The following is a 25,209-nucleotide window of genomic DNA, read 5'->3' as shown; positions in this document are numbered from 1 at the left end:
CCTGCCGCCGCACCGGGTGCGGAATCGAATGATGAATCGGCAGGAGCGGGAGACCCAAGCGGTAACGGACCATGAAAGCGGTGGTCCTTGGGGTGAAGCCACATGCGTGGCCGGGCAACTTCGCAGCCCGAACCCGACAGGTCATCTTTCGTAGGCGGATGCCGAAGGGCTTTGGCATGTCTGCGTTTCCTCGCATACCTGCACTCGCTTCCCGGGCCGGCACCGCGTCGGCCCTCACCGCCGCCACGCTCGCGGCATCGGTGCTCATCCCCGGCCTCGCCACCGGCGCCCAGGCGGCGACCCCGGGCGAGCAGGCACTGAAGGTCGCGGCCTCCAAGAAGGGCTCGCCCTACCAGTACGGCGCCACGGGACCGAACCGGTTCGACTGCTCGGGCCTGACGCTCTACTCGTTCAAGAAGGTCGGCAAGAACCTCCCGCGCACCGCCCAGAGCCAGTACAACTCCACCCGGCACCTGTCCAGCGGCTCGCGTCAGGTCGGTGACCTCGTCTTCTTCCACTCCGGCAGCAACGTCTACCACGTGGGGATCTACGCGGGTAGCAACAAGATCTGGCACTCTCCCAAGCCCGGCGGCTCCGTCCGGCTGGAGAAGATCTGGACCAACAGCGTCTGGTACGGCCGCGTGAAGTAGCCGCTCAGCGTCGGCCCCCTTGTCCCGGGACGCCGGACGGGCCCAGAATCCAGCCCGTCCGGCGGTTTCGGGAAGGGGCGCGGATGGCCAGCGGCAGCGGCGTGGAGACGCACACGGTCCAGGGCGCGGTCCGGGGACGGACCGAGGAGCAACTCGCGGTCTTCCGCGGCATCCCCTACGCCCGGCCACCGGTGGGCGAGCTGCGCTTCGCCGCACCCCAGCCGCCCCCGGCCTGGGACGGGGTCAGGGAGGCCGTGGAGTTCGGGCCGCCGCCCCCGCAGTCCGGGCCCTTCCGTGCCCCCGGAGACATACCGGGCACCGACTGGCTCACCCTGAACGTCTGGACCCCGGACCCCGGCGGATCCGGGCTGCCGGTCCTGGTGTGGATCCCGGGCGGCGGCTACGTCTCCGGCGCCACGAACGACCCCCTGTACGACGCCGCGCACATAGCCCGGCACGGCCTGGTCGTGGTCACCGTCAACTACCGGGTGGGCGCCGAGGGCCTCGCCCAGCTCGCCGGCGCCCCCGCCAACCGCGCCCTGCTCGACCAGATCGCGGCCCTGGAATGGGTGCGGCAGAACATCGCCCGCTTCGGCGGCAACCCGGACCGGGTCACCCTCTGCGGACAGTCCGCCGGAGCGGGCTCCATCGCCACCCTGCTGGCGGCACCCCTGACCGCCGGCCTCTTCCGACGGGCCATCACCCAGTCCGTACCGGGCCTCTACGTCACCCCCGCCCTCGCGAAGGACGTCGCACAGACCTTCGCCGCCCGGCTCGGCGCCGCCCCCACCGCCGCCTCCCTCGCGGCGATCGCGCCGCAGCGCCTGGCCGAGGAGGTGGACGTACTGATGGCGGGCCTGCCCGCCCACGTGGACCGCTGGGGCCGGCTGGCCCGCTCGGGCGTCCCCTTCTGCCCCGTCGTGGACGGCGACCTGGTGCCGGACGTGCCCTGGCGGAGCCTGCGCGACGGCCGCGCGAGCGAGGTCGGCCTGCTGACCGGTCACACCCGCGACGAGTTCCGGCCGTTCCTGGTGCTGTCCGGCGGCCTGGAGAAGATCACCGAGGAGGACGCCACGACGGCGCTGCGGACCTTCGCCCCCGCACCCGACGGCGAGCGCGCCTACCGCGCCGCCCACCCGGGCGCCTCCGCTGCCGCTCTCTTCGACCTCGTCCACGCCGACGCGCTCTTCCGCGTCCCCTCCCTGCACCTGGCGGACGCCCACTCCGCCGGCGGCGGCACGGCCCACCTCTACGAACTGTGCTGGCCCGCGCCCGCGCTGGGCGGCGCGCTGGGCGCGGCCCACGGTCTCGACGCCCAGCTGCTCTTCGGCAACTACTCCGCCCCCGCCGCCCGGCTGCTGTTCGGCGAGGACCCGCCGCCCGCGGAGGCCCTCGCGCTCGCCGAGGACATCCGCCGCTCGTGGGCGTCGTTCGCCGCCCACGGCGACCCCGGCTGGCCGGCCTACCGGGTCACCGACGGGCGGCTCACCCGGCTCCTGGACGCCGAGGTGAGCACGGCCCCCTATCCCCATGACGCGTCCCGGCGGATCTGGGAAGGACACGGCGTCGAACCCTTCGACCTCCCCTGACCCGGAACGCGGACGCGGTCAGCCGACCGCGTCCAGATAGACCCACTCCCCGTCCTCGCGCACGAAGCGGCTCAGCTCGTGCTGGTCGTCCGCCTGCCCCCGCACCTCGTAGTGGGCGCGGAACTCCACCGTGCCCTCGCTGTGGAAGGCGCTGCCGCCCGTGGCGCCCAGGATCTCCAGCCCCGTCCACGTGATGGAGCGGTCGAAGTCCAGGCCGGGCGGCCGCGTCGAGGAGTGCCACGTCCGCAGCAGATAGGCGGCGTCGCCGACCACGAAGGCGCTGTAGCGCGAGCGCATCAGGCGCTCCGCCGTCGGCGCCGCGCCGCGGCCCTGGTGGAAGGGGCCGCAGCAGTCCCCGTACGGTGCGCCGAGCCCGCAGGGGCACGGTGAGGTGGCAGTGATCGCCGGCGCGCGGCGTGCGCTTGTTCTTCTGGACACCCCCCGATTCTCCCCGCTGCGCGGCCCGGCCCCGCACCCGGTGTGACGAACCCTTTCGGCTGCACGGCCGCCGGACGGCCGCCCTCCCTGTTCTTTCGGGTGAATTCCCAGGTCATCGCGGTTGCCTCACCGCCTGGCGACGGCCGGGAACGGTGCCGGGAGCGGTTGCGCGGCCCCTGGCGCCAGCGGACGGTGGTCGCGTCCGACAGGTGTTGTGAAGGGAGTTTCTCGCATGGGCAACAACCGGCTCCATTCCGCTGCCGTCGCCGTCGTGTGCGGCTCGCTCGCCCTGGGCGTCTGCGGCCCCGCTCTGGCCTCCGGCCGGGCGACGGACTCCATAGCCGTGGCGGAACCCGCGCCGGCCCCGGCCTCCGGCCGCTCCGATTCCATCGGCAGCCTGGGCGAGACCCTCTCCCTCGGATCGAGGTTCCTCAGGGAGGCCCGCTCCCGCACCCCGGACGTCGACTACCTCCGCGACCTGCGCCAGCGCCTGCAGGAATCGGCCGACCGCCTGCTCGTGGACGTCAGGGCCCGGGCGCACCGGCACGACGACGGAGCGTCCAACGACCCCGTCGCGGACGTCAAGGCGCAGCTGGACAAGCTCGTCAAGGACGTCACCGACCTGCTGGCCGCGGTCCTGGCCAAGGACGTCGCCAAGGTCACGGCCCTCCTCGCCCAGGTCCTCGCCGACCTGCAGGCCCTCCTGACGTCGGTGCCCAAGCTCGTGGGCGGCGCGGCCCCGCTGCCCGTACCCCTGCCGGTCTAGGCGGCCCCGGACACCGTGACGCCCGCCCGCCTCCCGCGGCCCGGCCCGCTCGCCCCGGCGGCATCCGCCCCGGACGAGCGGGCCGCGGGAGCGCTGGACTGGTCCCTGGTGCGCGGCTGGATCCCGCTCGTCCTGCTGGTCCTCGGCTGCTGCGCCCTGGCCGTGCTGCTCTTCTCCCGGCAACGCCGGTGGTGGACCCGCTGGGCGCCACTCGCCGTGCTCCTCGCCGCGCTGATCACCTGGCTGCTGCAGGTCGCCGTCGACGACTGGCTCGAACTCTTCCCCGACCCGCTGCCGACCGGCGTCGTCGTCTGGGCGGGCGTCGCCGTCCTCGGCCTGTGCCTGGCGGCGTTCCGGATACCGCTGCTGCGCCCGCGCCACTGGGCCGGTGCGGTCCTCGCCGCGCTGTGCGCCGTGCTGCTGGGCGCCTCGCAGATCAACCGCCACTTCGACCAGTACCCGACGGCCCGTACGGCCCTCAATGCCTGGCTGCAGAAGACCACCAGCCTCGGCGACGCCACCGGCCGCACCGAACCGGTCCTGCACGTGCCGCAGGGCAAGGCCGTCTCCGAGGTGTGGCGGCCACCGGCCGGCCTGCCGGCGCACGGCACGCTCTCCCGCTCCGACATCCCCGGCACCGCCTCGGGCTTCAAGGCCCGCTCCGCGTACGTCTATCTGCCGCCCGCCTACCGGGCGAGCCCCCGCCCCCCGCTGCCCGTGATCGTGCTCATGGCGGGCCAGCCGGGGTCGCCCGACGACTGGATCAACTCCGGGCGCCTGGTGGAGATGATGAACGCCTTCGCCGCGGACCACCAAGGGCTCGCCCCCGTGGTGGTCGTGGCCGACCCCCTCGGCTCGCAGTTCGCCAACACCCTCTGCCTGGACTCCCGGCTCGGCCAGGTCCAGACCTACCTGGCCGTCGACGTGCCCGGCTGGATCCGCTCCCACCTCCAGGTCGCCACCGCCCGCACCTCCTGGATCGTCTCCGGGATCTCCTTCGGCGGCACCTGCTCCCTCCAGCTCGGCGTCAACGCCCCGCAGGTCTACGGCGTCGTCAACGACATCTCCGGCCAGGAGGCGCCCACCCTCGGCAGCCGGCAGAAGACCATCGACAAGGCCTTCGGGGGCGACGCGGCCGCCTACGAGAAGGTCAACCCGCTGGACGTGATGGCCCGGCAGCGCTTCCCCGACACCAAGGCGGCGTTCGTCGCCGGCACCGACGACGCCACCTACCGGCCGCAGCAGCGGAAGGTCTACGACGCCGCCGTCAGGGCCGGGATGCGCGCCGAGTGGGTGCTGCTGCCCGGCGGCCACAGCTGGCAGGTCTGGCGACCCGGCCTGGAGCGGCAACTGCCCTGGCTCGCCCGGGAGACGGGACTGATCCGATGACCGAAACCGGCGGCCCGCCGCCCCCGCCACCGCCCGCGCCCGTCGTCGGCGACAGCACGCACCCCTGGCGCGCCACGCTCGACCGCCTCCTGGCGCCCGTGCGCCACGCCCCGTTCACGCTGGCCTTCCTCGCCGTGCTGTGGATCGTGGGGGCGCTGACCGGCGCGCTGGGCTCCGGCCCGGGCCGGCACCTGCTGGAGCACGTCGGGGTCGGCGTCACCGCCCTGGCCGAGGGCCGCTGGTGGACCCCGGCCAGCTCGCTGCTGTGGTGCCCCGGGCTCGGCGGCTACATCGGCTCGACGCTCCTGGTGCTGCTGCTCGTCACCCCCTGCGAGCGCCGCCTGGGCGTCGCGCGCACCGCCGCACTGCTGCTCGGCGGCCAGATCGCGGGCACCCTCCTGGGCGTCGGCCTGGTCGCGGCCGGATCCGCCGCGGGGGAGCAGTGGCTGGACAGCCTCACCGAGGACCTGGCCGTCACCCCCACCGTCGGCGTGCTCGCCGTCGGCGGGGTGCTCAGCTACCGCCTCACCGCGCTCTGGCGTCGCCGCACCATGCTCGGCATCGTGGCGTTCGCCCTGGTCATGGCCCTGTACGTGGGCCACTTGCAGGGCGTGCTGCGGCTGGGCGGCGCGGCGGCCGGCCTCGCCCTGGGCGCCCTGCTCCACCGCCCGCGCGGCCCCCTGCGGCTGCGGCACTCCTCCCACACCGAGGCCCGGGTGCTGGTCGCGCTCGTCGTGGCCGCCTCCGCGATCGGCCCGATGGTGGCCATCCTCTACGAGGAGGCGTACGGCCCCTTCAGCTCCTTCAACTTCCTCTACGTCTCCACCCGGCCCACGCCCGAGGAGATCAAGGACGCCTGCGGCATGTCCGCCCAGGACTGCCACTACATCCACGCGGTCCGCGACTTCTACGACTCCCCGGCCATCGCCATGGCCGTCCTCGTCCCCGTGGTGATGCTCGTCCTCGCCGAAGGGCTGCGCCGGGGGCTGCGGCTCGCCTGGGCCCTGGCGGTCCTCTCGCACCTGGCCTGGATCGCCCTGTTCGCCTATTGGCTCAAGGACTTCCTCGACAACCCCTCCGCCTACGCCGAGCCCCAGGACCACGCCGGCTACGTCCAGCTCTTCGCGGAACAGATGCTGCTGCCCGTCCTGGTCCTGGCGCTGCTCCTGGTCACCCGCGCCCGCTTCGACCTGCGCCTGCCGCGCTCGGCGATGGCGGGGCTCGCGGCCGTGGTCGGCGGCACGCTGCTGCTGACCTGCGCCGCGTACGTGGGCGTCGGCCACGCGGTACGGGACCAGTACGACCCGCAGGCCGGGTTCGGGATCCTGCTGTCCGGGCTGCTGTCGGAGTTCGTACCGCCGGCCTTCCTGGGCTACTTCACCGACTGGCCGGTTCCCGTGGGCGGTACGGCCGGGGCGCTCTTCCGCTACTGCGGGCTGCTCTTCTGGCTGGTCACGCTGATCGCCCTGCTGGTGACGTTCCGGCGGCCCCGGCTGCACACGGACGCGGACGCGGCCGTACGCGCCCGGGAGCTCCTGACCGCGCACGGCGGCTCGAACCTGTCCTACCTGACGACCTGGGACGGCAACTACTACTGGTTCTCCGCGGACGGCCGGGCCGCCGTCGCCTACCGGGTGATCTCCACGGTGGCGCTGACCACCGGCGACCCGTTCGGGGCGCCGGACGCCCGGGCGGACGCCGTCGCCGGCTTCTCCCGCTTCTGCGACGAACGCGGCTGGACCCCCTGCTTCTACACCGTGGACGCGCCGGCCCGCGAGGCCGCCGAGGCGCTGGGCTGGCGGTCGGTGCAGGTCGCCGAGGACACCGTGGTGCCGCTGCCGGACCTGGCCTTCACGGGAAAGAAGTGGCAGGACGTGCGCACGGCCCTGAACAAGGCGAAGAAGGAGGGCATCACCGCCGAGTGGTGGTCCTACCCCGACGCCCCCGTCGCGATCACCGACCAGGTGCGGTCGATCTCCGAGGAGTGGGTCGCCGACAAGGGCCTCCCGGAGATGGGCTTCACCCTGGGCGGCCTCGAGGAGCTCGACGATCCGGCGGTGCGCTGCCTGATCGCGGTGGACGCCGACCGCACGGTGCACGGGATCACCAGCTGGATGCCGGTGTACGCGGAGGGCCGGCCGGTCGGCTGGACGCTGGACTTCATGCGGCGCCGGGCGAGCGGCTTCCGGGGCTCGATGGAATTCCTGATCGCCTCTGCGGCACTGGGCTTCAAGGAGGAGGGCGCCCGCTTCCTGAGCCTGTCGGGCGCCCCCCTGGCCCGCAAGGCCACGGAAGAGCCGCCGGTGGCGCTGCAACGCGTCCTCGACTACGGCGGCAAGGTCCTCGAACCGGTCTACGGCTTCCGCTCCCTGCTCAACTTCAAGGCGAAGTTCCAGCCCCAGTACCGCCCCATGTTCATGGCCTACCCGGACCCGGCCGCCCTGCCACTGATCACCCGTGCGGTCACCAAGGCGTACCTGCCCCACATGACGGCGGCACAAGGGGTGCGGCTGGTGCGGCAGTTCTCCTCGTGAGGGACGGGCGGGCGCCGAGCGGTGGCGTCGGCGGCGCCCGGCCGGACGTACACTCGGCTCCATGGGGCGCACACGTGCCGTGAGGGAGAGCCTGCCGCAGGCCACCTGTGCGCCGTCCCCAGTCGCTGCGGGTCCGGTGGTCGCCGGCCCCGCGACCGCAGCCGAGGCCGAGGCGAGCGGGACCGGCCGCCTCGCGTTGCACGGCCACGGCTAGCGCTTCACCACGACACCCTGCCTCCGTCCCGCCGCTCGTCCACGGCGCCGCAGGGTCTTTCCTGCTCCACGCAGCACCGCAGTCCCGGATCCGCCGTCGGCGCTTCCGTCCGGCGACGCCGCACGAACGGGCCGAGCCACCCCTCGAAGGGATCATTGTGAAGCTGAGCGAGCTGTTGGCCGGGCACGAGCACGACGTCGTCCGGGGCGACCCGGAGAAGACGCGGATCACCGCCGGAACGACCTTCGACGTCGACCGGGTGACGCCGGGGTCGCTGTTCATCGCCGTCCCCGGCCACCGTGCGGGCGGCCCCGGCGCCGTGGCGCCGGCCCTCGCGCGCGGCGCGGCCGCCGTGCTCGTGGGCGGCGGCGCGCTGGTGCCCGCGGCGTCGGACGGCTGCGTGGTGCGGGTGCCCGACGTCCGTACGGCGGCCGCGGTCGTCGCCTCCCGCTACTTCGGCGAGCCGGGACGGGACATGGACGTGGTGGCGGTCACCGGCACCAACGGGAAGACCTCGGTGTCGTACATGGTCGAGTCGGTGCTGCGGATCTCCGCGGGCGCGAAGGTGGGCGTCATCGGGACGGCCGGCAGCCGGATCGGCGACGAACCGATTCCGATGCCGAGGTCGGTGCTGACCACCCCGGAGTCCCCGGATCTGCAGTACCTGCTGGGGTGCATGCGCGACGCGGGGGCCGGCAGCGTGGTGCTGGAGGCCACGTCCATGGGCCTGCTGAATCACCGGGTGGACCGTACGTTCGCCGACGTCGGGGTCTTCACCAACCTCACGCAGGACCACCTGGACGATCACGGCACGATGGCGCACTACCGCGACGCCAAGATGCGCCTGTTCCAGGGCCTGTGCCGGCGTGCCGTGGTCAACGCCGACGACGCCGTCAGCGACCGGATCCGGGCGCTGATGCCCGGCGCGGTGGCGACGTACGCCCTGGACGCCGAGGCGGACTACCGGGCCACCGACGTCACGGTGGACGCCTGCGGCACGCGGTTCACCCTGCACCACGACGGCGGCAAGTACCCGGCGGCGATTCCCGTTCCGGGGCGGTTCTCGGTGGCCAACGCGCTGGCCACCGTGGCGGCCTGCCATGCCCTGGGGCACGACCTGGCCGGGCTGGTCGCCGCGCTCGAACGGATGCCTCCGGTCCCGGGCCGGTTCGAACGCTTCCGGACCCCGCGCGGCACGTCCGTGATCGTGGACTACGCCCACTCGCCGGACTCCCTGCACAAGGTCCTGACCACCATCCGCGGCTTCGCCCGGGGCCGGACGATCACCGTCTTCGGCTGCGGCGGGGACCGGGACACCACCAAGCGCGCCGAGATGGGAAGGATCGCCGGAACCCTCTCCGACCTGTGTGTCCTCACCTCGGACAACCCCCGCACCGAAGACCCCGGGGCCATCCTCGACCAGATCGCCCCGGGCCTCGCCGCGACCGGCACGCCCTTCGAACGGTTCGCCGACCGTCGTGAGGCGCTCGCGTTCGCCCTGTCCGCCGCGGGCCCGGACGACGTCGTCCTGGTCGCCGGAAAGGGCAGCGAGCCGCACCAGATCGTCGGCGAACAGCTGCTGCCCTTCAGCGACATGGCGACCGTGCGTGAACTCGCCGGGGCGTGACGGCCTGGCGAGCAGCCCGAAGGTAGCTTAGGCTAACCTAAGTAAATCTTCGGTCGGGCGACTGACCGGATCCGCCGGTGGGGACGGATAGTGATGCAGCGACAGCACAGCCAGGGCACACCCGGCACCGTACGGACCCGTGACGGCCGCGAGCTGTTCTATATGGAGCTCGTGGGGCCTGCCGGAGGCGGGCCGGCGACCGTGGTGTTCGAAGGGGGCCTGGCGTCGACCCGGTCGTACTGGGCACTGGTCCAGCAGGCCGTGGCGCGCTCGGCGCGGGCGGTGGTCTACGACCGCAGCGGCCTCGGCCGCAGCGCCCCCGATCCGTCGGGGCGGCGCGATCTTCCCCGGCTCGCAGCCGACTTGGGCGACCTGCTGGACCACCTCGGGCCGGGGCCGTACATCCTGGTCGGCCACAGCTGGGGCGGCCCGGTCGTCCGCCTCGCCGCGGCGGCCCGGCCCGGGCGGATCGCGGGGCTCGTGCTCGTCGACCCCACGGACGAGGACTGCGACCTGCTCTTCGAACGCTCCGTCCGCAGACAGGAGAAGATCCGCCACCGGCTCGCCCTGCTGCTGGCCCGCCTGGGATTGTTCGGCCTCCTCTTCCGCAAGGTGACCGCCGCCCTGCCGCCCGACGCCGCCGCCGACATGCGCGCGGAGGCCTTCACCGTCGCCGTGATGCGCACCATGGGCGCCGAACAGACCGCCATCGAGCCCGACTTGCGCGCCCTGCGCGACCACCCACCCGCCCTCGGCGACATCCCGGTCACCGTCATCTCCGCCACCCTGCCCACCCCGGGCATGAGCCCCCGGGCCCGCGAGTCCGTGAACGCCGCCCACGCGTACCGGGCCCGACAGTCCCCGAGGGGACGGCACGTCCACGCACGACAGGCGGACCACATGGTCCCGACGACCGAACCCCGGATCATCGTCACCGAGACGGAGCGACTGCTCGGCGCCATCGCGGAGCGCACGGTGGAAGGCTGAGGCGGGCGGGCGTGGCCCGTGCGTTCCGCCATCGGAGGCCATTGGCCGGTCCGAGGCGTGGCGTGAGGGGTGTTCGGCGGGGCGGGATCCCAGAATTTCCGGTGTTCGTTGCTCGGACTCCGGGAGCTCACGATGGTCCTGAAGGTGCTCGCTCGGTCGTTGGCCCTGTCCGCGTTGTTCGTCGTGCCGACGGGGGTGTACGCGGCGCCCTCGACGCCCGCCGCGCCGGTGCCGGGCGCCGCTTCGACGCAGCGCTGCTTTCCGGGCGTCCTGGTCAAGGGCAAGGACGGGCAGTCGGCGAAGGTCGGCACGTGTGTGGCGCTGGACCACGCGTTCATGACCGTGACCGCGCCCGCGGAGTGCCGGCGGATCGCCTGTGACACCTCCGGGTCGTGGCGGATGACGCGTGGTGGCCGGGAGGTCGCCTCCGGGGAGCTCACGCGGCGGACGGGGTATCCGGGGCCGGGGACGTACGTGCTCACCACCACGCTCCGCGTGCGGTCCGTACCGGCGGGCGTCGACTTCCCCGTGCGGCGGACGTCCACGATCACCCTGAGCTGGCCGGCGCCCAAGGCGACGCACCGGATCGACGTCACGCCGGGGACCGTGCGGGCCGGCCGCACCACTGTCGTGACGTACACCATCCGCCGTCTGGGGCTCGACGGCGACAGCAACACGCGCCTGGGCCTGATCGGCGCCTCGGACAGCGGGCTCAAGCTGACCTCCCCCGACACCCAGTGCAGCAACCCGCTGTCGGGTGCCTACCCGTCCAAGGCCCGCCACCCGCACATCCTCAACTGCGACGTGATCAACCTCCAGCCGGGACGGCCCTACGTGGTCAAGGTGCACGTCCACATGGGCAAGCGCTGCTCGGCCGTCGTCTCCAAAATGGGCTACTGGCTGCCCAAGGGGCAGGACATGTACACGGGCAACATGCTCGTGGGTCCGACGCTCAAGTGCGTGGGCGGCTGAGGCCGGGCTTCCCCGCCGGCCACCGCCGATTGTCAGTGGCAGCTCCTACGGTGGGGCTGTGATCAACATGGTGCAATACGCGGTGGGCGATGCCACCGCGGTGTCCGGCAGCGATGGCCCGAAGGTCATCGCGCACGTCTGCAACGACATCGGCGGCTGGGGCCGCGGCTTCGTCGCCGCCGTCTCGCAGCGCTGGAAGGCCCCCGAGGCCGCCTACCGGACCTGGTACCGCGAACGCGGCCGCCCGGGCAACGACTTCGCCCTGGGCGCGGTCCAGCTGGTGCCCGTCGAGGACGGCATATGGGTGGCGAACATGATCGGACAGCGCGGTATCGCCCGCCGGGGACGAACCGACGCCCCGATCCGCTACGAGGCGCTCGCCACCGCGTTGACGGCACTCGCCACGCACTGCACCCGCCTGGGAGCATCCGCCCACCTGCCCCGGATCGGGTGCGGCCTGGCCGGCGGCACATGGGACCGCATCGAACCGCTCCTCACCACTCACCTTGCCGCCCGCGGGATCACCACCACCGTCTACGACGTTCCGGTACTCAGGCCTGCGCTCCCGGCGATCTGAGTACGGAGACGGATACGGGGCGGCAGGCCCGGATTCGCCCGGGTGGGCGGCATCGGGCTGGGGGCGCTGACGAGTCACCGTCTCCGCCTGGGGACGCCGCCCCCTCGCAGACGCCGAAGGCGTCCCGGCGGGCTGACAGCGCGTGCTCTGATGGGCCGTCCGGGCGATGACGAACCCGTGCCGCGTGCCGCCGCAGAGTGGGGCGGGAGCGGTGTGCACGGTGGTCGGTATGAACGGTCAGGGCGGTCGGCTGGCGGAGCGGTTGTTGCGGGAGCGCGACAGGCCGCGCTGGGTGTGTGAGTCGGCGTACTCGTGGCAGCTGGTGGTGCTGACCGTGTGCGTCGGCGCCTTCATGGGGCAGCTGGACTCGAGCATCGTCACGATCACCTACCCCGGCCTTGAGCAGGAGTTCGACGCTCCGCTCGCCACCGTGCAGTGGGTCTCGCTGGCCTATCTGCTGGTGACGACGGCCTTGATGGTCACCGTCGGCCACACGTCCGATCTGCTCGGCCGCAAGCTGGTCTACCTCCACGGGTTCGCTCTCTTCACCCTCGCGTCCGCGGCCTGCTCCCTCGCGCCGAGCCTGGCCGCGCTGGTGTGCTTCCGCGTCGTCCAGGCCCTGGGCGCGGCGATGATCTCCGCCAACAGCGTCGCCCTGGTCACCGTCGCCGCCCCGCGCGAGAAGCTGCGCAGCGCGCTCGGCTTCCAGGCGGCCGGCCAGGCGCTCGGTCTGGCCGTCGGTCCGACGCTGGGCGGCGTCCTGGTGGCCACGGTCGGCTGGCGCTGGGTGTTCTGGATCAACGTGCCGGTCGGGGTCGTGGCCATGGTCATGGGCCGGTATCTGCTGCCGCCCACGGGTGAGCGGCCCACCGAGGTCCGTTTCGATCTGCCCGGCACCCTCTGGCTGGCGTCGGCGGTGGCCGCGCTGCTGGGCGGGGTGTCGGCCCTGTCCGGGCTGCCGGTGCCGGGCTGGGTGGGCGCCGCACTGATCGTGGGCTCCGCCGCACTGTGGTGGGGGTTCGTACGGCATGAGGGGCGCGCCCCCGCGCCGCTGGTGCCCATGCGGCTGATGCGCGACCGGCGGATCGCGTGGGGCCTGCTCGGGGCGCTCGCCGGGTATCTGGTGCTGTTCGGGCCGCTGGTGCTGGTTCCGCTGGCGCTGGTCCGGCACACCGGGGCGGACGAGATGGGGGTGGGGTTGCTGCTCAGCCCCCTGGCGGCCGGGTTCGCGCTCGCGGCCAACGCGCAGGAAGCGGTGCTGCCGACGTCGTGGCCGAGCCGCCGGCGGTGCCTGGCGGGTGCCCTGCTGGCCCTTGCCGCCCTGGCCGGGCTGGCCTTCGCCGCCCCCGGGAAGCCGTGGCTCGTCGTCTGGCTCGGCCTCCTCGGCCTCGGGCTGGGCCTCTACACCCCGGCCAACAACGAGATGGTCATGGCCTCCGTGCCCAAGGAACACTCCGGTGCCGGCGGAGGGCTGATCAACATGACGAGATCGCTGGGCACCGCGCTGGGCGTCGCCCTGGTCACCCTGGCCTACCACCTCGGCGGCGGCCACACCTGGGACTCGGTGCTGCCGCCGCTGCCGGTGCTCGTGCTGGCCGTCGGCACGGTGCTGATGGCGCTGAGCGCAGCCGCGGGCGGGCGGCCCGACGCGCACGTCGCGGGCCGCCGACGTCGGATCAGGCCTTCCTGACCACGCTGGACTTGAGCTGCATGGCACCGAAGCCGTCGATCTTGCAGTCGATGTCGTGGCCGGCCACGCCCTCCACGAGGCGGATGTTGCGCACCTTGGTGCCCGCCTTGATGCCCGTCGGGTGGCCCTTGACCTTCAGGGACTTGACCACCGTGACCGTGTCGCCGTCGGCGAGGACATTGCCGACGGAGTCCCTGATCACACCGTCCTCGGCGTCGCCCGCAGCGTCCGGGGCGGCCGCCGGGAGCGACCACTCGTGCCCGCACTCCGGGCAGACCAGGAGCGCGCCCATTTCATAGGTGTAGGCGCTGGAGCACTCGGGGCACGGCGGCAGGTTCTCGTTCACTTGACCAGTGTAAGAGTCCGCAGAACATCATCAGTGCGGCCGGTGCGGGGTTCTCCTCGTAGGGTCGAGGGGGCCGGCGCACCGGTGCCGGACGTGTGGTGGAAGGGGTCAGGTGGCACAGGTGGCAGGGGAAGCGGAGATCGCCACGGCGGAGCAGGCGGCGAACGACGGGCGCGTCCTGGCGTTCGGGCGGCTGCAGGGGGCCGCCAACCGGCTCGAGTACATCCTGGGCCGGGCCATCGAGGAGGAGTGCGGGATCAGTCACCTGATGTTCGAAGTGCTGCTGATCCTGGGGCGCGCCGGGCAGGCGGGGCTGCCGATGCGGGCGATCGCCCAGGAGCGGGTGCTCAGCACCGGTGGGGTGACACGGCTGGTGGACCGGATGGAGGCGGCCGGCCTGGTGGTCCGGGACGCCGACCCCGACGACCGGCGGGGGCGGCTGGTGCGGCTGACGCCCCAGGGCGAGGAGACGGTGGTCCGCGCGGCCCGCATCCATGTGGAGAACATCCGGCGCTTCTTCCTCGAGCCGCTGCCCGAGGCCCACCGGGAGCGGTTCGCGGAGGACCTGAGGACCCTCAGCCACGCGGCGCGCGACGCCCTGCCGCGCCTGAAGTAAAAATCTCCAAGTAAAAGATCTCCAAGTAAAAAATTTTCGCCTCCATCGCCGTCGGCGGGAATGCCTGACACAGCAGATACTGTTCTCTCAGGTGAACGGCTCGCGCCCCCGCGGGCCCCCACCCCCGGGAGACACCTCCTCATGAAGCTCGTCTACGTCTTCGACGCCTACTGCGGCTGGTCCTACGGCTTCTCGCCCACCCTGGCCGAGGTCGCCCGCCGCCGGCCCGGGCTGAGCGTGGAGGTCGTCTCCGGCGGCCTGTTCACCGGCGCCCGCCGGGTCCCGATCCGGGAGTTCGGCTACGTCCAGGGCGCCAACGCCAAGATCAGCCGGCTCACCGGCGTCGCGTTCGGCGCCGCCTACGACCGGCTGATCGCGGACGGCTCCTTCGTCATGGACTCCGAGGCCGCCGCCCGCGGCACGGCCGCCCTGCGCCAGGCCGCCCCCGAGCGGGCCGCCGAGCTCACGGCGGCCCTGCAGGAGGCGTTCTACGCCGAGGGCCTGAGCCTGTCCGAGGCCGCCACCTACCGCACGATCGCCGAGCGGGCGGGCCTGGACGCGGACGCCGTGGCCGCCGCCTTCGCCTCGCCCGCCGCCGCGGCCGCCGCCCGCGCCGACTTCCGCCGCTCGGCGGAGTACGGCGTCGAGGGCTTCCCCACCCTGCTCGCCGTCGACGGCGAGCGCGCGGCGGTCATCGCCGTCGGCCACGCCACCGCCGACCAGGTCGAGCAGCGCCTGGCCGCGTTCTCCGCCGCCGCCTGACCCCCACCACCCGCTCTTCCCCCCCACGCAAGGACTCCCCGTCATGAGCACCGCCGCCCACCAGGCCACCGGCAAGCGCCCCGACGTGCGCGAGGCGATGACCGGCTGAGGCGGCCGCGCCGGCCGGGCCGCCCCGGTTGCGGCCGGGCGCGGGCCGCCTAGCCTGGGGAGACACGATGATCCGTGCCCGTACCCCGGCCGCCCGGCCCGCACGCCCGCAGGGAACCCACGCGGTCCGCCGGCTGCTGCGGCAGCCGCGCGCGCCGTGGGTCGCCCGGCGCGCGGTGTGCGCCACGATCGCCGGCTGCACCGGCTTCTACACCTGCACCTACGGGTTCGGCGACTCCCTCATGGGGCTGTACGCCCTCTTCGGCTCGCTGCCGCTGGTGATGTTCTCCCACGTCCCCGGCCCCGCCCGGCAGCGCACCCGCACGCTCCTCGCGGTCCTGCCGGTCGCCTGCCTGCTGGTCACGGCCGGCACCCTGCTCGCGGTGCGGGACTGGGCCGCGGCCTGCGGCATGTTCGTCGTGGGCTTCGCGGTGTCCTTCGCCGGGGTGGGCGGGCCGCGGCTGGCCGGGATCGGCGTCGCCTGCCAGCTCTACTACGTCCTGCCCTGCTTCCCGCCCTACGCACCGGACACCCTGGGCTCCCGGCTGGCCGGCCTGAGCGCCGGCATCCTGCTCACCGCCGCCGTGGACCGCCTCCTGCCCGCCGAGCCCCCGCCCGTCCCCTACCGCCTGCGCCTCGCCGACGCGACCGCCGCCGTGGCCCGCGGCTGCGCCACGGCCGCCGAAGGCGCCGAGGACACCCGGGCGGCGGCCGACCGGGCCCTGGAGGCGGCCCGGCCCTCCCGGCTGCCGCCCACCGAACGCCCCATCTCGCCCTCGGCACGCGACCGGGCCCTCAACCACACGCGCGCGGCGGTCCGCCACGTACGCGACCAGCTCGACCGGCTCTACGGCGCGCCCGGCGGGCCGCCCGCGGCCGGACCGGAGGCCATGGCCCTGCTGCGGCGCACCGCCGACACCCTGCGGCCCGTCGCGGCGGGGCTGCGCCGCGGCGCGCCTTCGGACGAGGCCGCCGGCCTGGCCGCGGCCGTCGCCGACTTCGACGCCGCCCGGGTGCGCGGACTGCCCGGCGCCTCGCCCCTGCGGCTGCGGCAGGACGCCGTCGCCAAGTCCGCCGCCGCAGGGGCGCTGCTGGCGGCGCGGGCCTCCCGCATCGCCCTCGGCGCCCGCCCCGCCCACGAGGCACCGGCGGGGGAGTGGCCGTTCCTGTACGCCGCCGTGCCCGCCCCCGAACTGTGGTGGCGACGGCTGCGCCTGCACCTGACGCCCCGCTCGGTCTACCTGCAGAACGCCCTGCGGGTCGCCGTGGCACTCGCCGCCGCCCGCCTCCTGGCCGGCGCCCTCGGCCTCTCGCACGGCTTCTGGGTGCTGCTGGCGACGCTCAGCCTGATGCGCACCTCCGCCGCCGACACCCGCACCGCCCTGCGCCCCGCCTTCCTCGGCACGGCCGCCGGAGCCGCCGTCGCCGCCGCCATGCTCGCCGCCGTCGGGAACGTGCCCGTCTTCTACGCCGCCGCGCTGCCCGTCGTCCTCCTCGTCGGCTTCACGGTGGCGCCCCTGCTCGGCCCGGCCTACGAACAGGCGGTGTTCACCCTCGTCCTCGTCCTGCTCTTCACCCAGCTCTCCACCGCCGACTGGCAACTGCCGGCGGTACGGATCCTCGACGTGCTGGTCGGCGGCACCCTCGGCGCGGCGGCCAGCCTGCTCGCCTGGCCGCACGGCGGCCACGGCGAACTGCGGGGCGCGCTCGCCGGATTCCTCACCGAGGCCGCCGCCGGCTGCCGGGCGGTGACCGACCGGCTGTGCGGGCGGCCCGGGCCGGCGGACCCGCTGCGGTCCGCCCGCCGTGCGATGCTGCTGGCCGAGGCCACGTACTGCCAGTACCAGACGGAGCGCATGCCCCGCCGCACGGCGGAGCCGCACTGGGACCTCGTCCTGGCCGCCGGGTACCACCTGCTGCGCGGCGGAGAGCTGATGCTGATGAGGCGCCCGGACGGCGCCGGCCCCGCCCCGCTGCCGCCCGAGGCGGCCGCCGAACTGACCGCCCTGGCCGTGCGGGTTGCGGATGACTGCGGGCGCTGCGCCCACGCCCTGCGCTCGGGTACGGCGCCGTCCGCGCCCGCCCGGGACCCCGGCCCCGCGCCCCTGCCCGCCGACACCTCCGGGCCGCTGTGCCGCGCCGCGCTCCGGGCGGCGGACTCCGACCCCGCACCGGTGCTGCTGGCCGTCGACGCGGAGGCCTGGCTCACCGGCGTGGCACAGGACCTGGCCCGCATCCGGTGACCGCGCGGTGTCCGCTTTCCCTGCCGCGCGCTGCCCGGAAATCCATTTCATACTGAACCAATCGGTCATGTCGCTCGGTTCCGGCAGTCCCAGGCCCGTGAAGGGTGAGGTGTCGTCCATGACGCGAGCTCCCGAAGAGCCCGGGGCCGGGGACCGCGCGGCCCCCACGGCCGGCCGCTGGGCCATGCTCGCCGTGCTCTGCGCCAGCCTGCTGCTGGTCGCCATGGACGCGACCATCCTCAACGTCGCACTGCCCTCCCTCATGAACGACCTGCGGCCCAGCGCCATCGAACAGCTATGGATCATCGACATCTACGGTCTCGTCCTGGGCGGCCTCCTCGTCACCACCGGCGCCGTCGGCGACCGGTGGGGCCGCAAGCTGCTCTTCCTCACCGGCTTCGTGCTGTTCGGGCTGGCCTCCGTCATCGCCGCCACCTCCCACAGCTCCTGGCAGCTCATCGGCGGCCGCGTCCTGCTGGGGCTCGGCGGCGCGATGGTGATGCCCTCGACGCTCTCGCTGATCCGCAACATCTTCACCGACGACCGCGAACGGGCCCTGGCCATCGGCATCTGGGCCGCCGTGGCCGGCGCGGGCGCCTGCGTGGGTCCGCTCATCGGAGGATTCCTCGTCGAGCACTTCGAGTGGCAGGCGGCCTTCTGGGTGAACGTGCCGGTCGTCGTCGTGACGGTCGTGGCCGGCATCCGCCTGCTGCCGGAGTACCGGGCGCCGCAGCACGGGCGGCTCGACTGGGTGGGCGCGCTGCTGTCGATCGCCGGCATCGTGGCGCTCGCCTGGGGCATCAAACACGTCGCCAAGGGCAGCCTGCGGGCCGAGGACGTGGGCACGCTCCTCCTCGGCGTGGCCCTGCTGGCCGTGTTCGCCCGGCGCCAGCTCAGGCTCGAGGACCCGCTGCTGGACGTCCGGCTCTTCGGCCACGGCCCGTTCCTCGCCGCGGCGCTGGCCACGCTCCTGGCCATGCTGGCCATCGGCGCCGCCCTCTTCCTCATCTCCCTGTGGCTGCAGTACGTGCACGGCTACTCGCCGTCGGAGGCCGGGCTGCGCACCCTGCCCTCGGCCCTCGCCATGCTGGCCGGCTCGCTGTGCTCGCCCCATCTGATGCACCACATGGGGGTGCGCGCCGTCCTGGCCATCGGCCTGGGCACCCTGGCGGCCGGGTTCCTGCTGCTCGCCGTGGCCCCCGAACCCACCACCTACCCCGTCGTGGCCCTCGTGCTGGCCGCGCTGGGCCTCGGCGACGGGCTGGCGATCACCGCCTCGGCCTCGGTCCTGGTCTCCTCCGTGCCCGTGGAGCGGGCCGGGCAGGCGGGCGCGGTGTCCGAGACCGCCTACGAACTGGGCGTCGGCCTCGGCGTGGCCCTCCTCGGCAGCATCCACGGCGCCGCCTACGCCGCGCGGATGACGGACCTTCCGCTGAGCGGGGGCGAGCGGGACCTCGCCCGCGAGTCGGTGGGCGGCGCCGCCGAGGTCGCCGGGGAGGTCGGCGGGGAGACCGGCAGACAGGTGCTGGCGGCCGCGCGCGCGGCCTTCGACGAAGCACTCACGACGACCGCCTACGTCTCGGCGGGCATCGTCGTCACGGTGACCCTGCTCGCGGTGCTGATGGTGCCCCGGGGCTTCAAGGTGACGGGCGGTCACTGACGCGGCGGCCGCCCGTCGCCGGCGGCCTCAGGGCAGGATGCGCAGCTGCGTGAAGGCGGTAACGCGTTCGAGGCCGCTCTGTGTGAGGCAGGTGGTGGGAAGTCCCCCGGGTGTGGTCTGGACGACCCGCTCCGCCCGGGCCCCCTTGCCGAGCCCGTCGACGACCACGCCGTCGAGCCGGATGGTCTGGATGCCCAGGGCCCGGGCGGACTGCCCGGTGCCGTACGAGATCACCGACGTCCGGCCGTCCCGGAAGCGTACGGTCTCCCGGGCCCGCAGCGTCCCGACGGTCAGACAGCCGGCCCGCGGGGCGTCCGCCGTGATGCGCGTGGTCGCCGCGACCGTGTGCCCCGGGGCGTCGGAGCAGGTGAAGACGCCCTCCGCCGCGATGCGCGTGGGGCGGGGCGTGAGGCGCAGTCCGGGGGCGTAGCCGGTACTCTCCTGCCCCGTGCAGGCGATGGGTGTATGGGCCTGAGCGGCCGGGGCCCCGGTCAGGGACGCGCCCATCAGCGTGAGCGAGCACAGGGCGATTCCGATACCGCGCTTACCGAACATGCACGACCCCTTTGAAGCCTTGACGCCTTCGCGCGCCGGGACCGGCGCGCACCGGCCCCTGGCTACCCCTGGAGATCGCACGGCCCACCCCGTCACCCACGACTCCCGCAGCCCGTCCGTACCGCCCGCGCCGCAGCGCGCACCCCCCGGCGCGTGGGCCTCACCCCGGGCGCAGGAACGGCAGCGACGCCACCGCGCCGGGCCGCGTCGCGGCGTGCACGGCGAGCAGCACCCCCGCCGTCCCCGTCGCCAGGTCCATCGACAGCCGCAGCAGCCCGTCCATCGGGAACGCCAACCGCCCCTCGTAGCGCACCGCGTGCAGCCCCAGCCCCCGCAGCTGGACCCGGCGCGCGGCGGCCGGGCCGCCCAGGTGCGCCAGGGCGTACAGCAGCCCGGCGTGGCCCTCGAGCAGACCGGACGACAGGAGCAGTTCGGTGCCCAAGCCGTCGCGGATACGGTCCCGCAGCCGGGAGAAGTGGGCGTCCTCGCGCCGGCGGACGTAGGCGTCGAGGGCGATGCCGACGCCCGCGCTGCCCCGGCCGAGCGTGGTGAGCCGGCGCCGGCCGTCCCGCACGTGCACGTACCGGCCGCCGGACACCCCGCAGCAGGCGATGTCCCGCGCCAATGCCGCCTCCGCCAGGCGCAGGTGGCGGTCGTCTCCCGTGACGTCGAAGAGCCGGGTGAACAGCAGCGCCGGCCCGGACCAGCCGCGCATCAGCCCCACCGCGGCGGGGTCCGCCGGTCCGTCGCCCTCCAGGGTGCGCGCCAGCCGGTCGCCGAGGCGCAGCGCCGCATCCACGTCGCCGAAGTGCAGCCGGGTCAGGGCGATGCCGGCGATGCCGCCGAACAGGCCCACCCCGCAGCCGGTGAGGTCGAAGCCGGTCAGCCGGCCGACCGTCTCGCGGGCCTGCTGCGGCCGGCCCAGCGCGTCGAGCACGTACGCCACCCCGGCGAGCCCGTCGTACAGTCCGGGCCGCGGCCAGCGGGTGCGTTCGACCGCCCGGGCCAGCCAGTCGACGTGGCTCTCGAAGCGCGGGCAGCCGCCGCCTCCCGTGGCGTGCAGCGCGTACAGCACCCCCGCCGCGCCGAAGGCCAGGCCCGTGCCCTGGCCGTCGAACTGCTTGACGTCGCCGGGGAAGAGGCGGTCCTCGCGCTCCGGTGTGGCGCTGCAGACGATGGCGTCGCGCAACGACGCGAGGACCGCCTCCCACCGCTCGCCGTGCTCCGCGTCGTCGCCGTCGTCGCCGCCGTCGCCGTGGCCGTCGGGCCCGGCCGGGCCGACGGGCCAGGCCACGGACGGCGCGGGGGAGGCGGCAGGCGGCGGGGCGAGCCCCGCGCGCAGCCGGTCGCCGAAGCCGGCCGGCACCGGGAAGCGCTCCTCCACCAGGTGGATCAGCTGCTCGTGCTTGCCCGCGTCGAAGCGCAGCAGCTCCGTCAGCGGGCAGAAGAGCGCCAGCGCGAGGCAGTCGAGGGCGTAGGCGTCGATCGCGAACCCCGAACGGGCCCAGGGGGCTATGAAGCCGGCGGTCCCCATGACGGGGGTGAAGCCCTCCGCGATGTCGAAGGACGTCTCGAAGTCGACCAGGCACACGCTGCCGTCCGGCCGCACCAGCACATTGCCGGGCTGCAGGTCGCCGAAGACGATGCCCCGCGCGTGCAGCGCGGCCGTCGCGGCCCCGATGCCGTCGAGGACCCCGCACGCCCACCGGGTGTAGGCGGCCGTGGCCTCCTCGTCCGCGCCGGGGTGGAAGAGCGGATGGCGGCGCGCGATCGCCTCGTGCAGCCGCTCGCCCTCGACGAACTCCTGCACCAGGAAGTGGTGTTCCCAGTGGCGGGTGCGGGCGATGACCTCCGGCACGCAGCCCAGGCCGGCCAGCCGGCGCAGCACGGTGTGCTCGCGCGCCAGCCGGGCCACCGCGTCCATGCCGTTGTCGTCGACGCCGGCGTACGGGCGGGCCTCGCGCAGGACGACCCGTCGCCCGGTGGCCGGGTCCACGGCGCGGTAGACCCCTCCGCTGTTGGAGAAGTGCAACGCCTTCTCGACGCGGTAGGGCAGGCCGTCGCCGGTCCTCGCCCGGGCGGCGCGGATGCGGGAGTCGATGAATGGCGGCACCCCCGCCCACGGCGGCACCTTGAAGACCGCCCCGCGCACGTCGGGCACAGGCCGGCCGTCCGGGCGCACGACGGCCGGTACGTACTCGCCGTCGCGGGCGAAGCAGTACCGGGGGGAGAATCCGCCGTAGCGCAGGTACAACGGCCCCTCGTCCCACCGCAGATCGCTGAGGATGTACGGTCCCTTCACCCCTCTCAGCAGCGACGACAGCTCCCGCAGCGTCCGCTCCAGCAGTTCCTCGCAGCGCGGGTAGATGGTGATGAGCTTGCCGCCGGCCGACCGGGGTGCCCGCTTGCTGTTGACGAGGGCCAGCAGGGTGCGGCTGCGCAGGAACTTGAAGCTGATGCCGCGCTCGACGCAGTACTCCCACACCGCGTCGACTACCCGGGGCGCCTCCTCGGGCGTCGCCGAGGCGTGGATCTTCCAGCCCTGTTCCGGCAGCCGCGCGCCGGTGTGCCGCAGGGAGACCCAGCCGCCGCGTTCCGCGCGCCGCCAGCCCGCGGGCGCCGGCTGCTGGGTCCGCGCGAAGCGGCTCGCGGTGTCCTCGACGCGGTCGGGCGTGTCCACGAAGAGGGGGTCCGCGACGAGGTGGCCTTGGGCGAGCATGCGGGTGATCTCCGATCTCCTCCGGTGCCTCCCGGGGGCTCGGCGGGGCGGCCGGCCGCCGCCGTGCGGGGCGACGGCCGGCCGCGGCCGGCAGGGGGCGGATTCAGACCTGTCCGAGGGTGCTGTGGTAGCTGTTGCTGCACGGCCACTGAGCGGGCGTCTCCTCCTCCAGCTCCTGCAGCTCCAGGATCTCCGACACGTCGTTCACCTCCCTTCCGGGGCGGACGGGACGGCGGGGGGCCGCGGGTCGAGGAAGGGAAGGACGGGACCGCTCCCCTCGAACGCGGAACTCAGGGCGAGCAGGACGCCCGCGGCACCGGTGGCCAGGTCCGAGGAGAGCCGCAGCATCCGGAAGCCGGGGAACGCGAGGTGGCCCCGGTGCGAGCGGGCGTGCCAGGCCAGCCGCCGGACCTGGCGGAGCACGGCCGGCCGGTCCACCGGTTCGCCCAGCGCCGCGAGCGTGGCGATCGCACCGGCCCGCCCCCGCAGCAGACCGGCGTTGTGCACGTACACCGCGTCGCAGGTGCGCCGGATCCCGGCCAGCAGCCCGGCCCCGCCCGCCTCGGGCCGGTGCCGCAGCAGCTCCCGCAGGACGAGGGCGACCCCGGCACTGCCGCCGTGCAGATAGGGCAGGCCGGCGGTGCCGTCGAAGAGCGTGACCGCGCCGTCCTCCAGGGTCCGCAGCCGGTCCAGATCGTGCCGCAGCGCCCGGTCGGCGAGGTCGAGCCACGACACCCGGCCGGTCTCCTCGTGCACCCGCAGGAACAGCAGGGCGACTCCGGTCGCCCCGTGCAGCAGGCCGTACGGCGGGGGTCTGCCCGGCAGGGCGGGCAACGGGCCGTCGACGGCGCGGCCCAGCTCCGCGGCCAGGCGCAGGGCCCTGCCGCGCAGGGCGGCCCGCCCGGTCGCCGCCGCGAAGTGCAGCAGGGTCAGGGCGATTCCGGCGCGGCCGCCGGCCAGGTCGGCGGGCGCCGTCCGGTCCCACGACGCGGGGCAGGAGTCGAGGACCTCCAGGGCCCGGGCGCGGTGCCCGAGGACGTCGAGGGTGAACGCGACGCCGTGCAGACCGTCGTAGAGACCGGGCCGGCGGTTGCCGTCCTGCCGGGCCGCCCCGGTCAGCCAGGCGGTGTACGCCTCGGGGACGGGCGCCCCGGCCCGGTGCAGGGCGTACAGGACGCCGGCGGCGCCGTAGCCGAACGCGGCCCCGCCGATGTCGGCCGGCCCGCTGGGAGTGCCGGGGAAGAGCCGGTCGCGGCGGCCGGGGGTGGCGCTGTCGTGGATGCCGCGCACCAGGGAATCCCGGATCGCGGGCCAGTCGGGCGTGCGGGCCGCCAGCAGTGCGCCCGCGAGGTCCTGCCGCGGGGGACCGGCCGGGGACAGCCCCGTCAGGAGGCGGTCCGCGAAGCCCGCCGGGACCGGGTAGTGCGCTTCGACGGCGGCCGCGAGCGTGCGCGGCTTGCCCGGTCCGACGCAGGGCAGGGGCAGGAACAGCCACAGCCGCAGGCGTTCGAGCAGATACCGGGCCGCGTCCCGGGCCGTGAGGCCGGCGGGCACCGCGAAGTCGCCGTCGCCGACGGGCGGTGGACGGTCGTCGGCCAGGTGCGTCGCCGACGCCAGTCCGACGAGCACCGCCCGGCCGTCGGGGCGTACGAGGACGTCCTGCGGGCGCAGTTCGCCCAGGCGCAGCGCCCTGTCGTGCAGGGCGTCCAGCGCCTCCCCGACGCTCTCCACGACGCCCAGGGCCCATGCGGTGTACGGGCCGGCCTCCCGTACGGCGCGCTCGTGGGACGTCAGCGGGAAGGCGGCCGAGGCGGCCCGCAGCAGACAGGTGCCCTCGACGTACTCCTCGGCGAGGAAGTGGTGTTCGCCGCGCGTGCGGTGGTCGGCCAGGCGCGGCACGCACGCCAGGCCGGCCAGCCGCTCCAGGGCGGCCCGCCGTCCGCCGAGGCGGGCGACGGCGTCCTTACCCCGCCGGTCGAGGCCCGCGTGGGGCCGGGCCTCGCGCAGCACCACCCGCTCGCCGGTGCGGGTGTCGGTCGCGAGGTACGTCCCGCCGCCGTGGCCCAGGCCCAGCGCGCGCTCGGCCCGGTAGGGGAAGGCGTCGGCGGGCGGGGCGTGCAGCGCCTGAAGGTCGGGGCGCAGCACCTCGGGCAGCCGCACCCAGTCGGGCAGGGTGAACACCGCCCGGCGCGGCTGGGGTTCGGGCGTGCCGTCCGGCCGGGTCAGCGGCCCGCCGTCGGGGGCGGCGTAGCGGACGTGGAGCGGGCCGGGGCCGTGCCGCAGGGAGCCCAGGAGGTACGGGCCCGCCAGCCCGTCGAGCAGCACGGCGAGCTCGGCCAGGGCCTGGGTCAGGGCGGCCTCGTCGCCCGCGTGGACGGTGACGGGGTGGCGGCCGGGCAGCCGCTGCGCGTGGCGGCCGGCCGACTCGCGTGCCGTGGCCGCACTGCGCAGGAAGTCGAAGGCGAGCCCCGCCCGGACGCAGTGGCCCCAGACGATGTCCACCGCCCGCGCCAGCCGGTCCGGCGTCACCGAGACATGGATCCGCCAGCCCTGCGCGGGCGGCCCGGACCCCGGCGGGCGCAGGGTGATCCACCAGTCGCTCTCGCCGCGCTCCCAGCCCTGCGGGGGCGGCCGGCGGGCCGCGGCGAGCCGTTCGTGCCCGTCGGGGTAGCGCCCGGGCGTGTCGTAGAAGACGGGGTCGGCGAGGGCGAAGCGGTCGTAGTCCTTGAGCGTCAGCACGGCGCGTGCCTTTCGGGCGAGGACTCCG

Annotated in this window: 19 protein-coding genes and 1 riboswitch; of the genes, 14 read left to right on the top strand and 5 right to left on the bottom strand. The window is 74.6% G+C overall.

The window, feature by feature from the left end; genetic code table 11:
* Positions 1 to 19 precede the first annotated feature (19 nt).
* Positions 20 to 173: riboswitch (cyclic di-AMP (ydaO/yuaA leader) on the top strand.
* 3 nt (positions 174 to 176) lie between these two features.
* Together AB0G59_RS24255 and AB0G59_RS24250 are read left to right on the top strand one after the other, a co-directional pair.
* Positions 177 to 650, top strand: a complete 474-nt coding sequence (locus tag AB0G59_RS24255) for a C40 family peptidase (RefSeq protein WP_071966816.1) — start codon at positions 177 to 179, stop codon at positions 648 to 650.
* Between the two features lie 83 nt (positions 651 to 733).
* A complete protein-coding gene (locus AB0G59_RS24250) occupies positions 734 to 2,239 on the top strand; it encodes a carboxylesterase family protein (protein WP_360915244.1) in 1,506 nt (501 codons plus the stop codon).
* An 18-nt stretch (positions 2,240 to 2,257) separates the two neighbouring features.
* Here the strand turns inward: AB0G59_RS24250 and AB0G59_RS24245 are convergent, their stop codons facing one another.
* Positions 2,258 to 2,677, bottom strand: coding sequence for a YchJ family protein (locus AB0G59_RS24245; protein ID WP_360915241.1), 420 nt, complete (start codon positions 2,675 to 2,677; stop codon positions 2,258 to 2,260).
* A 232-nt stretch (positions 2,678 to 2,909) separates the two neighbouring features.
* Here AB0G59_RS24245 and AB0G59_RS24240 point away from each other — a divergent pair, with 232 nt between their 5' ends.
* The 8 genes from AB0G59_RS24240 to AB0G59_RS24205 all read left to right on the top strand — a co-directional run bounded on the left by AB0G59_RS24240 (position 2,910) and on the right by AB0G59_RS24205 (position 13,433).
* The gene (locus tag AB0G59_RS24240) at positions 2,910 to 3,443 is read left to right on the top strand and encodes a hypothetical protein (protein WP_360915238.1); all 534 of its coding nucleotides are present in this window, start codon (positions 2,910 to 2,912) and stop codon (positions 3,441 to 3,443) included.
* 15 nt (positions 3,444 to 3,458) lie between these two features.
* Positions 3,459 to 4,832, top strand: a complete 1,374-nt coding sequence (locus tag AB0G59_RS24235; protein ID WP_360915235.1) for an alpha/beta hydrolase-fold protein — start codon at positions 3,459 to 3,461, stop codon at positions 4,830 to 4,832.
* Positions 4,829 to 7,366, top strand: coding sequence for a DUF2156 domain-containing protein (locus AB0G59_RS24230; RefSeq protein ID WP_360915232.1), 2,538 nt, complete (start codon positions 4,829 to 4,831; stop codon positions 7,364 to 7,366). Before AB0G59_RS24235 ends, AB0G59_RS24230 begins: the two co-directional genes overlap by 4 nt.
* A 371-nt stretch (positions 7,367 to 7,737) precedes the next feature.
* Positions 7,738 to 9,207 (top strand): UDP-N-acetylmuramoyl-L-alanyl-D-glutamate--2,6-diaminopimelate ligase, encoded by a 1,470-nt coding sequence (locus tag AB0G59_RS24225; RefSeq protein ID WP_360915229.1) that lies wholly within the window; start codon positions 7,738 to 7,740, stop codon positions 9,205 to 9,207.
* A gap of 93 nt (positions 9,208 to 9,300) precedes the next feature.
* Positions 9,301 to 10,194, top strand: a complete 894-nt coding sequence (locus AB0G59_RS24220) for an alpha/beta hydrolase (RefSeq protein ID WP_360915226.1) — start codon at positions 9,301 to 9,303, stop codon at positions 10,192 to 10,194.
* A 132-nt stretch (positions 10,195 to 10,326) separates the two neighbouring features.
* Positions 10,327 to 11,166 carry a hypothetical protein gene (locus AB0G59_RS24215; RefSeq protein ID WP_360915223.1) on the top strand — a complete coding sequence of 280 codons (840 nt, stop codon included), beginning with the start codon at positions 10,327 to 10,329 and terminating at the stop codon, positions 11,164 to 11,166.
* Positions 11,167 to 11,227: 61 nt separating this feature from the next.
* Positions 11,228 to 11,743 (top strand): Appr-1-p processing protein, encoded by a 516-nt coding sequence (locus AB0G59_RS24210; protein WP_360915375.1) that lies wholly within the window; start codon positions 11,228 to 11,230, stop codon positions 11,741 to 11,743.
* A 229-nt stretch (positions 11,744 to 11,972) separates the two neighbouring features.
* Complete coding sequence (locus tag AB0G59_RS24205) at positions 11,973 to 13,433, top strand: MFS transporter (RefSeq protein WP_360915220.1); 1,461 nt, start codon at positions 11,973 to 11,975, stop codon at positions 13,431 to 13,433.
* On the opposite strand, the gene AB0G59_RS24200 is transcribed toward AB0G59_RS24205, so the two are convergent.
* A complete protein-coding gene (locus tag AB0G59_RS24200; protein ID WP_360915217.1) occupies positions 13,420 to 13,779 on the bottom strand; it encodes a zinc ribbon domain-containing protein YjdM in 360 nt (119 codons plus the stop codon). The two genes, AB0G59_RS24205 and AB0G59_RS24200, sit on opposite strands and share 14 nt — an antisense overlap.
* A 121-nt stretch (positions 13,780 to 13,900) precedes the next feature.
* Between AB0G59_RS24200 and AB0G59_RS24195 the strand changes: the two genes are divergently transcribed.
* From AB0G59_RS24195 to AB0G59_RS24180, 4 genes are all read left to right on the top strand, one after another.
* Positions 13,901 to 14,395 (top strand): MarR family transcriptional regulator, encoded by a 495-nt coding sequence (locus AB0G59_RS24195; RefSeq protein ID WP_360915214.1) that lies wholly within the window; start codon positions 13,901 to 13,903, stop codon positions 14,393 to 14,395.
* A gap of 141 nt (positions 14,396 to 14,536) precedes the next feature.
* Positions 14,537 to 15,157, top strand: a complete 621-nt coding sequence (locus AB0G59_RS24190; RefSeq protein ID WP_360915211.1) for a DsbA family protein — start codon at positions 14,537 to 14,539, stop codon at positions 15,155 to 15,157.
* Between the two features lie 176 nt (positions 15,158 to 15,333).
* Positions 15,334 to 17,508 (top strand): FUSC family protein, encoded by a 2,175-nt coding sequence (locus AB0G59_RS24185; RefSeq protein WP_360915208.1) that lies wholly within the window; start codon positions 15,334 to 15,336, stop codon positions 17,506 to 17,508.
* A 118-nt stretch (positions 17,509 to 17,626) separates the two neighbouring features.
* Positions 17,627 to 19,168, top strand: a complete 1,542-nt coding sequence (locus tag AB0G59_RS24180) for an MFS transporter (RefSeq protein ID WP_360915205.1) — start codon at positions 17,627 to 17,629, stop codon at positions 19,166 to 19,168.
* 27 nt (positions 19,169 to 19,195) lie between these two features.
* Here the strand turns inward: AB0G59_RS24180 and AB0G59_RS24175 are convergent, their stop codons facing one another.
* The 3 genes from AB0G59_RS24175 to lanKC (AB0G59_RS24165) form a co-directional block, all read right to left on the bottom strand.
* Complete coding sequence (locus AB0G59_RS24175) at positions 19,196 to 19,723, bottom strand: hypothetical protein (RefSeq protein ID WP_360915202.1); 528 nt, start codon at positions 19,721 to 19,723, stop codon at positions 19,196 to 19,198.
* A 160-nt stretch (positions 19,724 to 19,883) separates the two neighbouring features.
* A complete protein-coding gene (gene lanKC, locus AB0G59_RS24170) occupies positions 19,884 to 22,442 on the bottom strand; it encodes a class III lanthionine synthetase LanKC (RefSeq protein ID WP_360915199.1) in 2,559 nt (852 codons plus the stop codon).
* Between the two features lie 204 nt (positions 22,443 to 22,646).
* The gene (gene lanKC / locus AB0G59_RS24165) at positions 22,647 to 25,181 is read right to left on the bottom strand and encodes a class III lanthionine synthetase LanKC (RefSeq protein ID WP_360915196.1); all 2,535 of its coding nucleotides are present in this window, start codon (positions 25,179 to 25,181) and stop codon (positions 22,647 to 22,649) included.
* Between the last annotated feature and the right edge of the window lie 28 nt (positions 25,182 to 25,209).

It is taken from the genome of Streptomyces sp. NPDC021096 (assembly GCF_040641275.1).
In the GTDB taxonomy this organism is placed as follows: domain Bacteria; phylum Actinomycetota; class Actinomycetes; order Streptomycetales; family Streptomycetaceae; genus Streptomyces.
The sequence above is the reverse complement of the archived record's forward strand: the minus strand, read 5'-3'. Positions and strand labels throughout refer to the sequence as shown.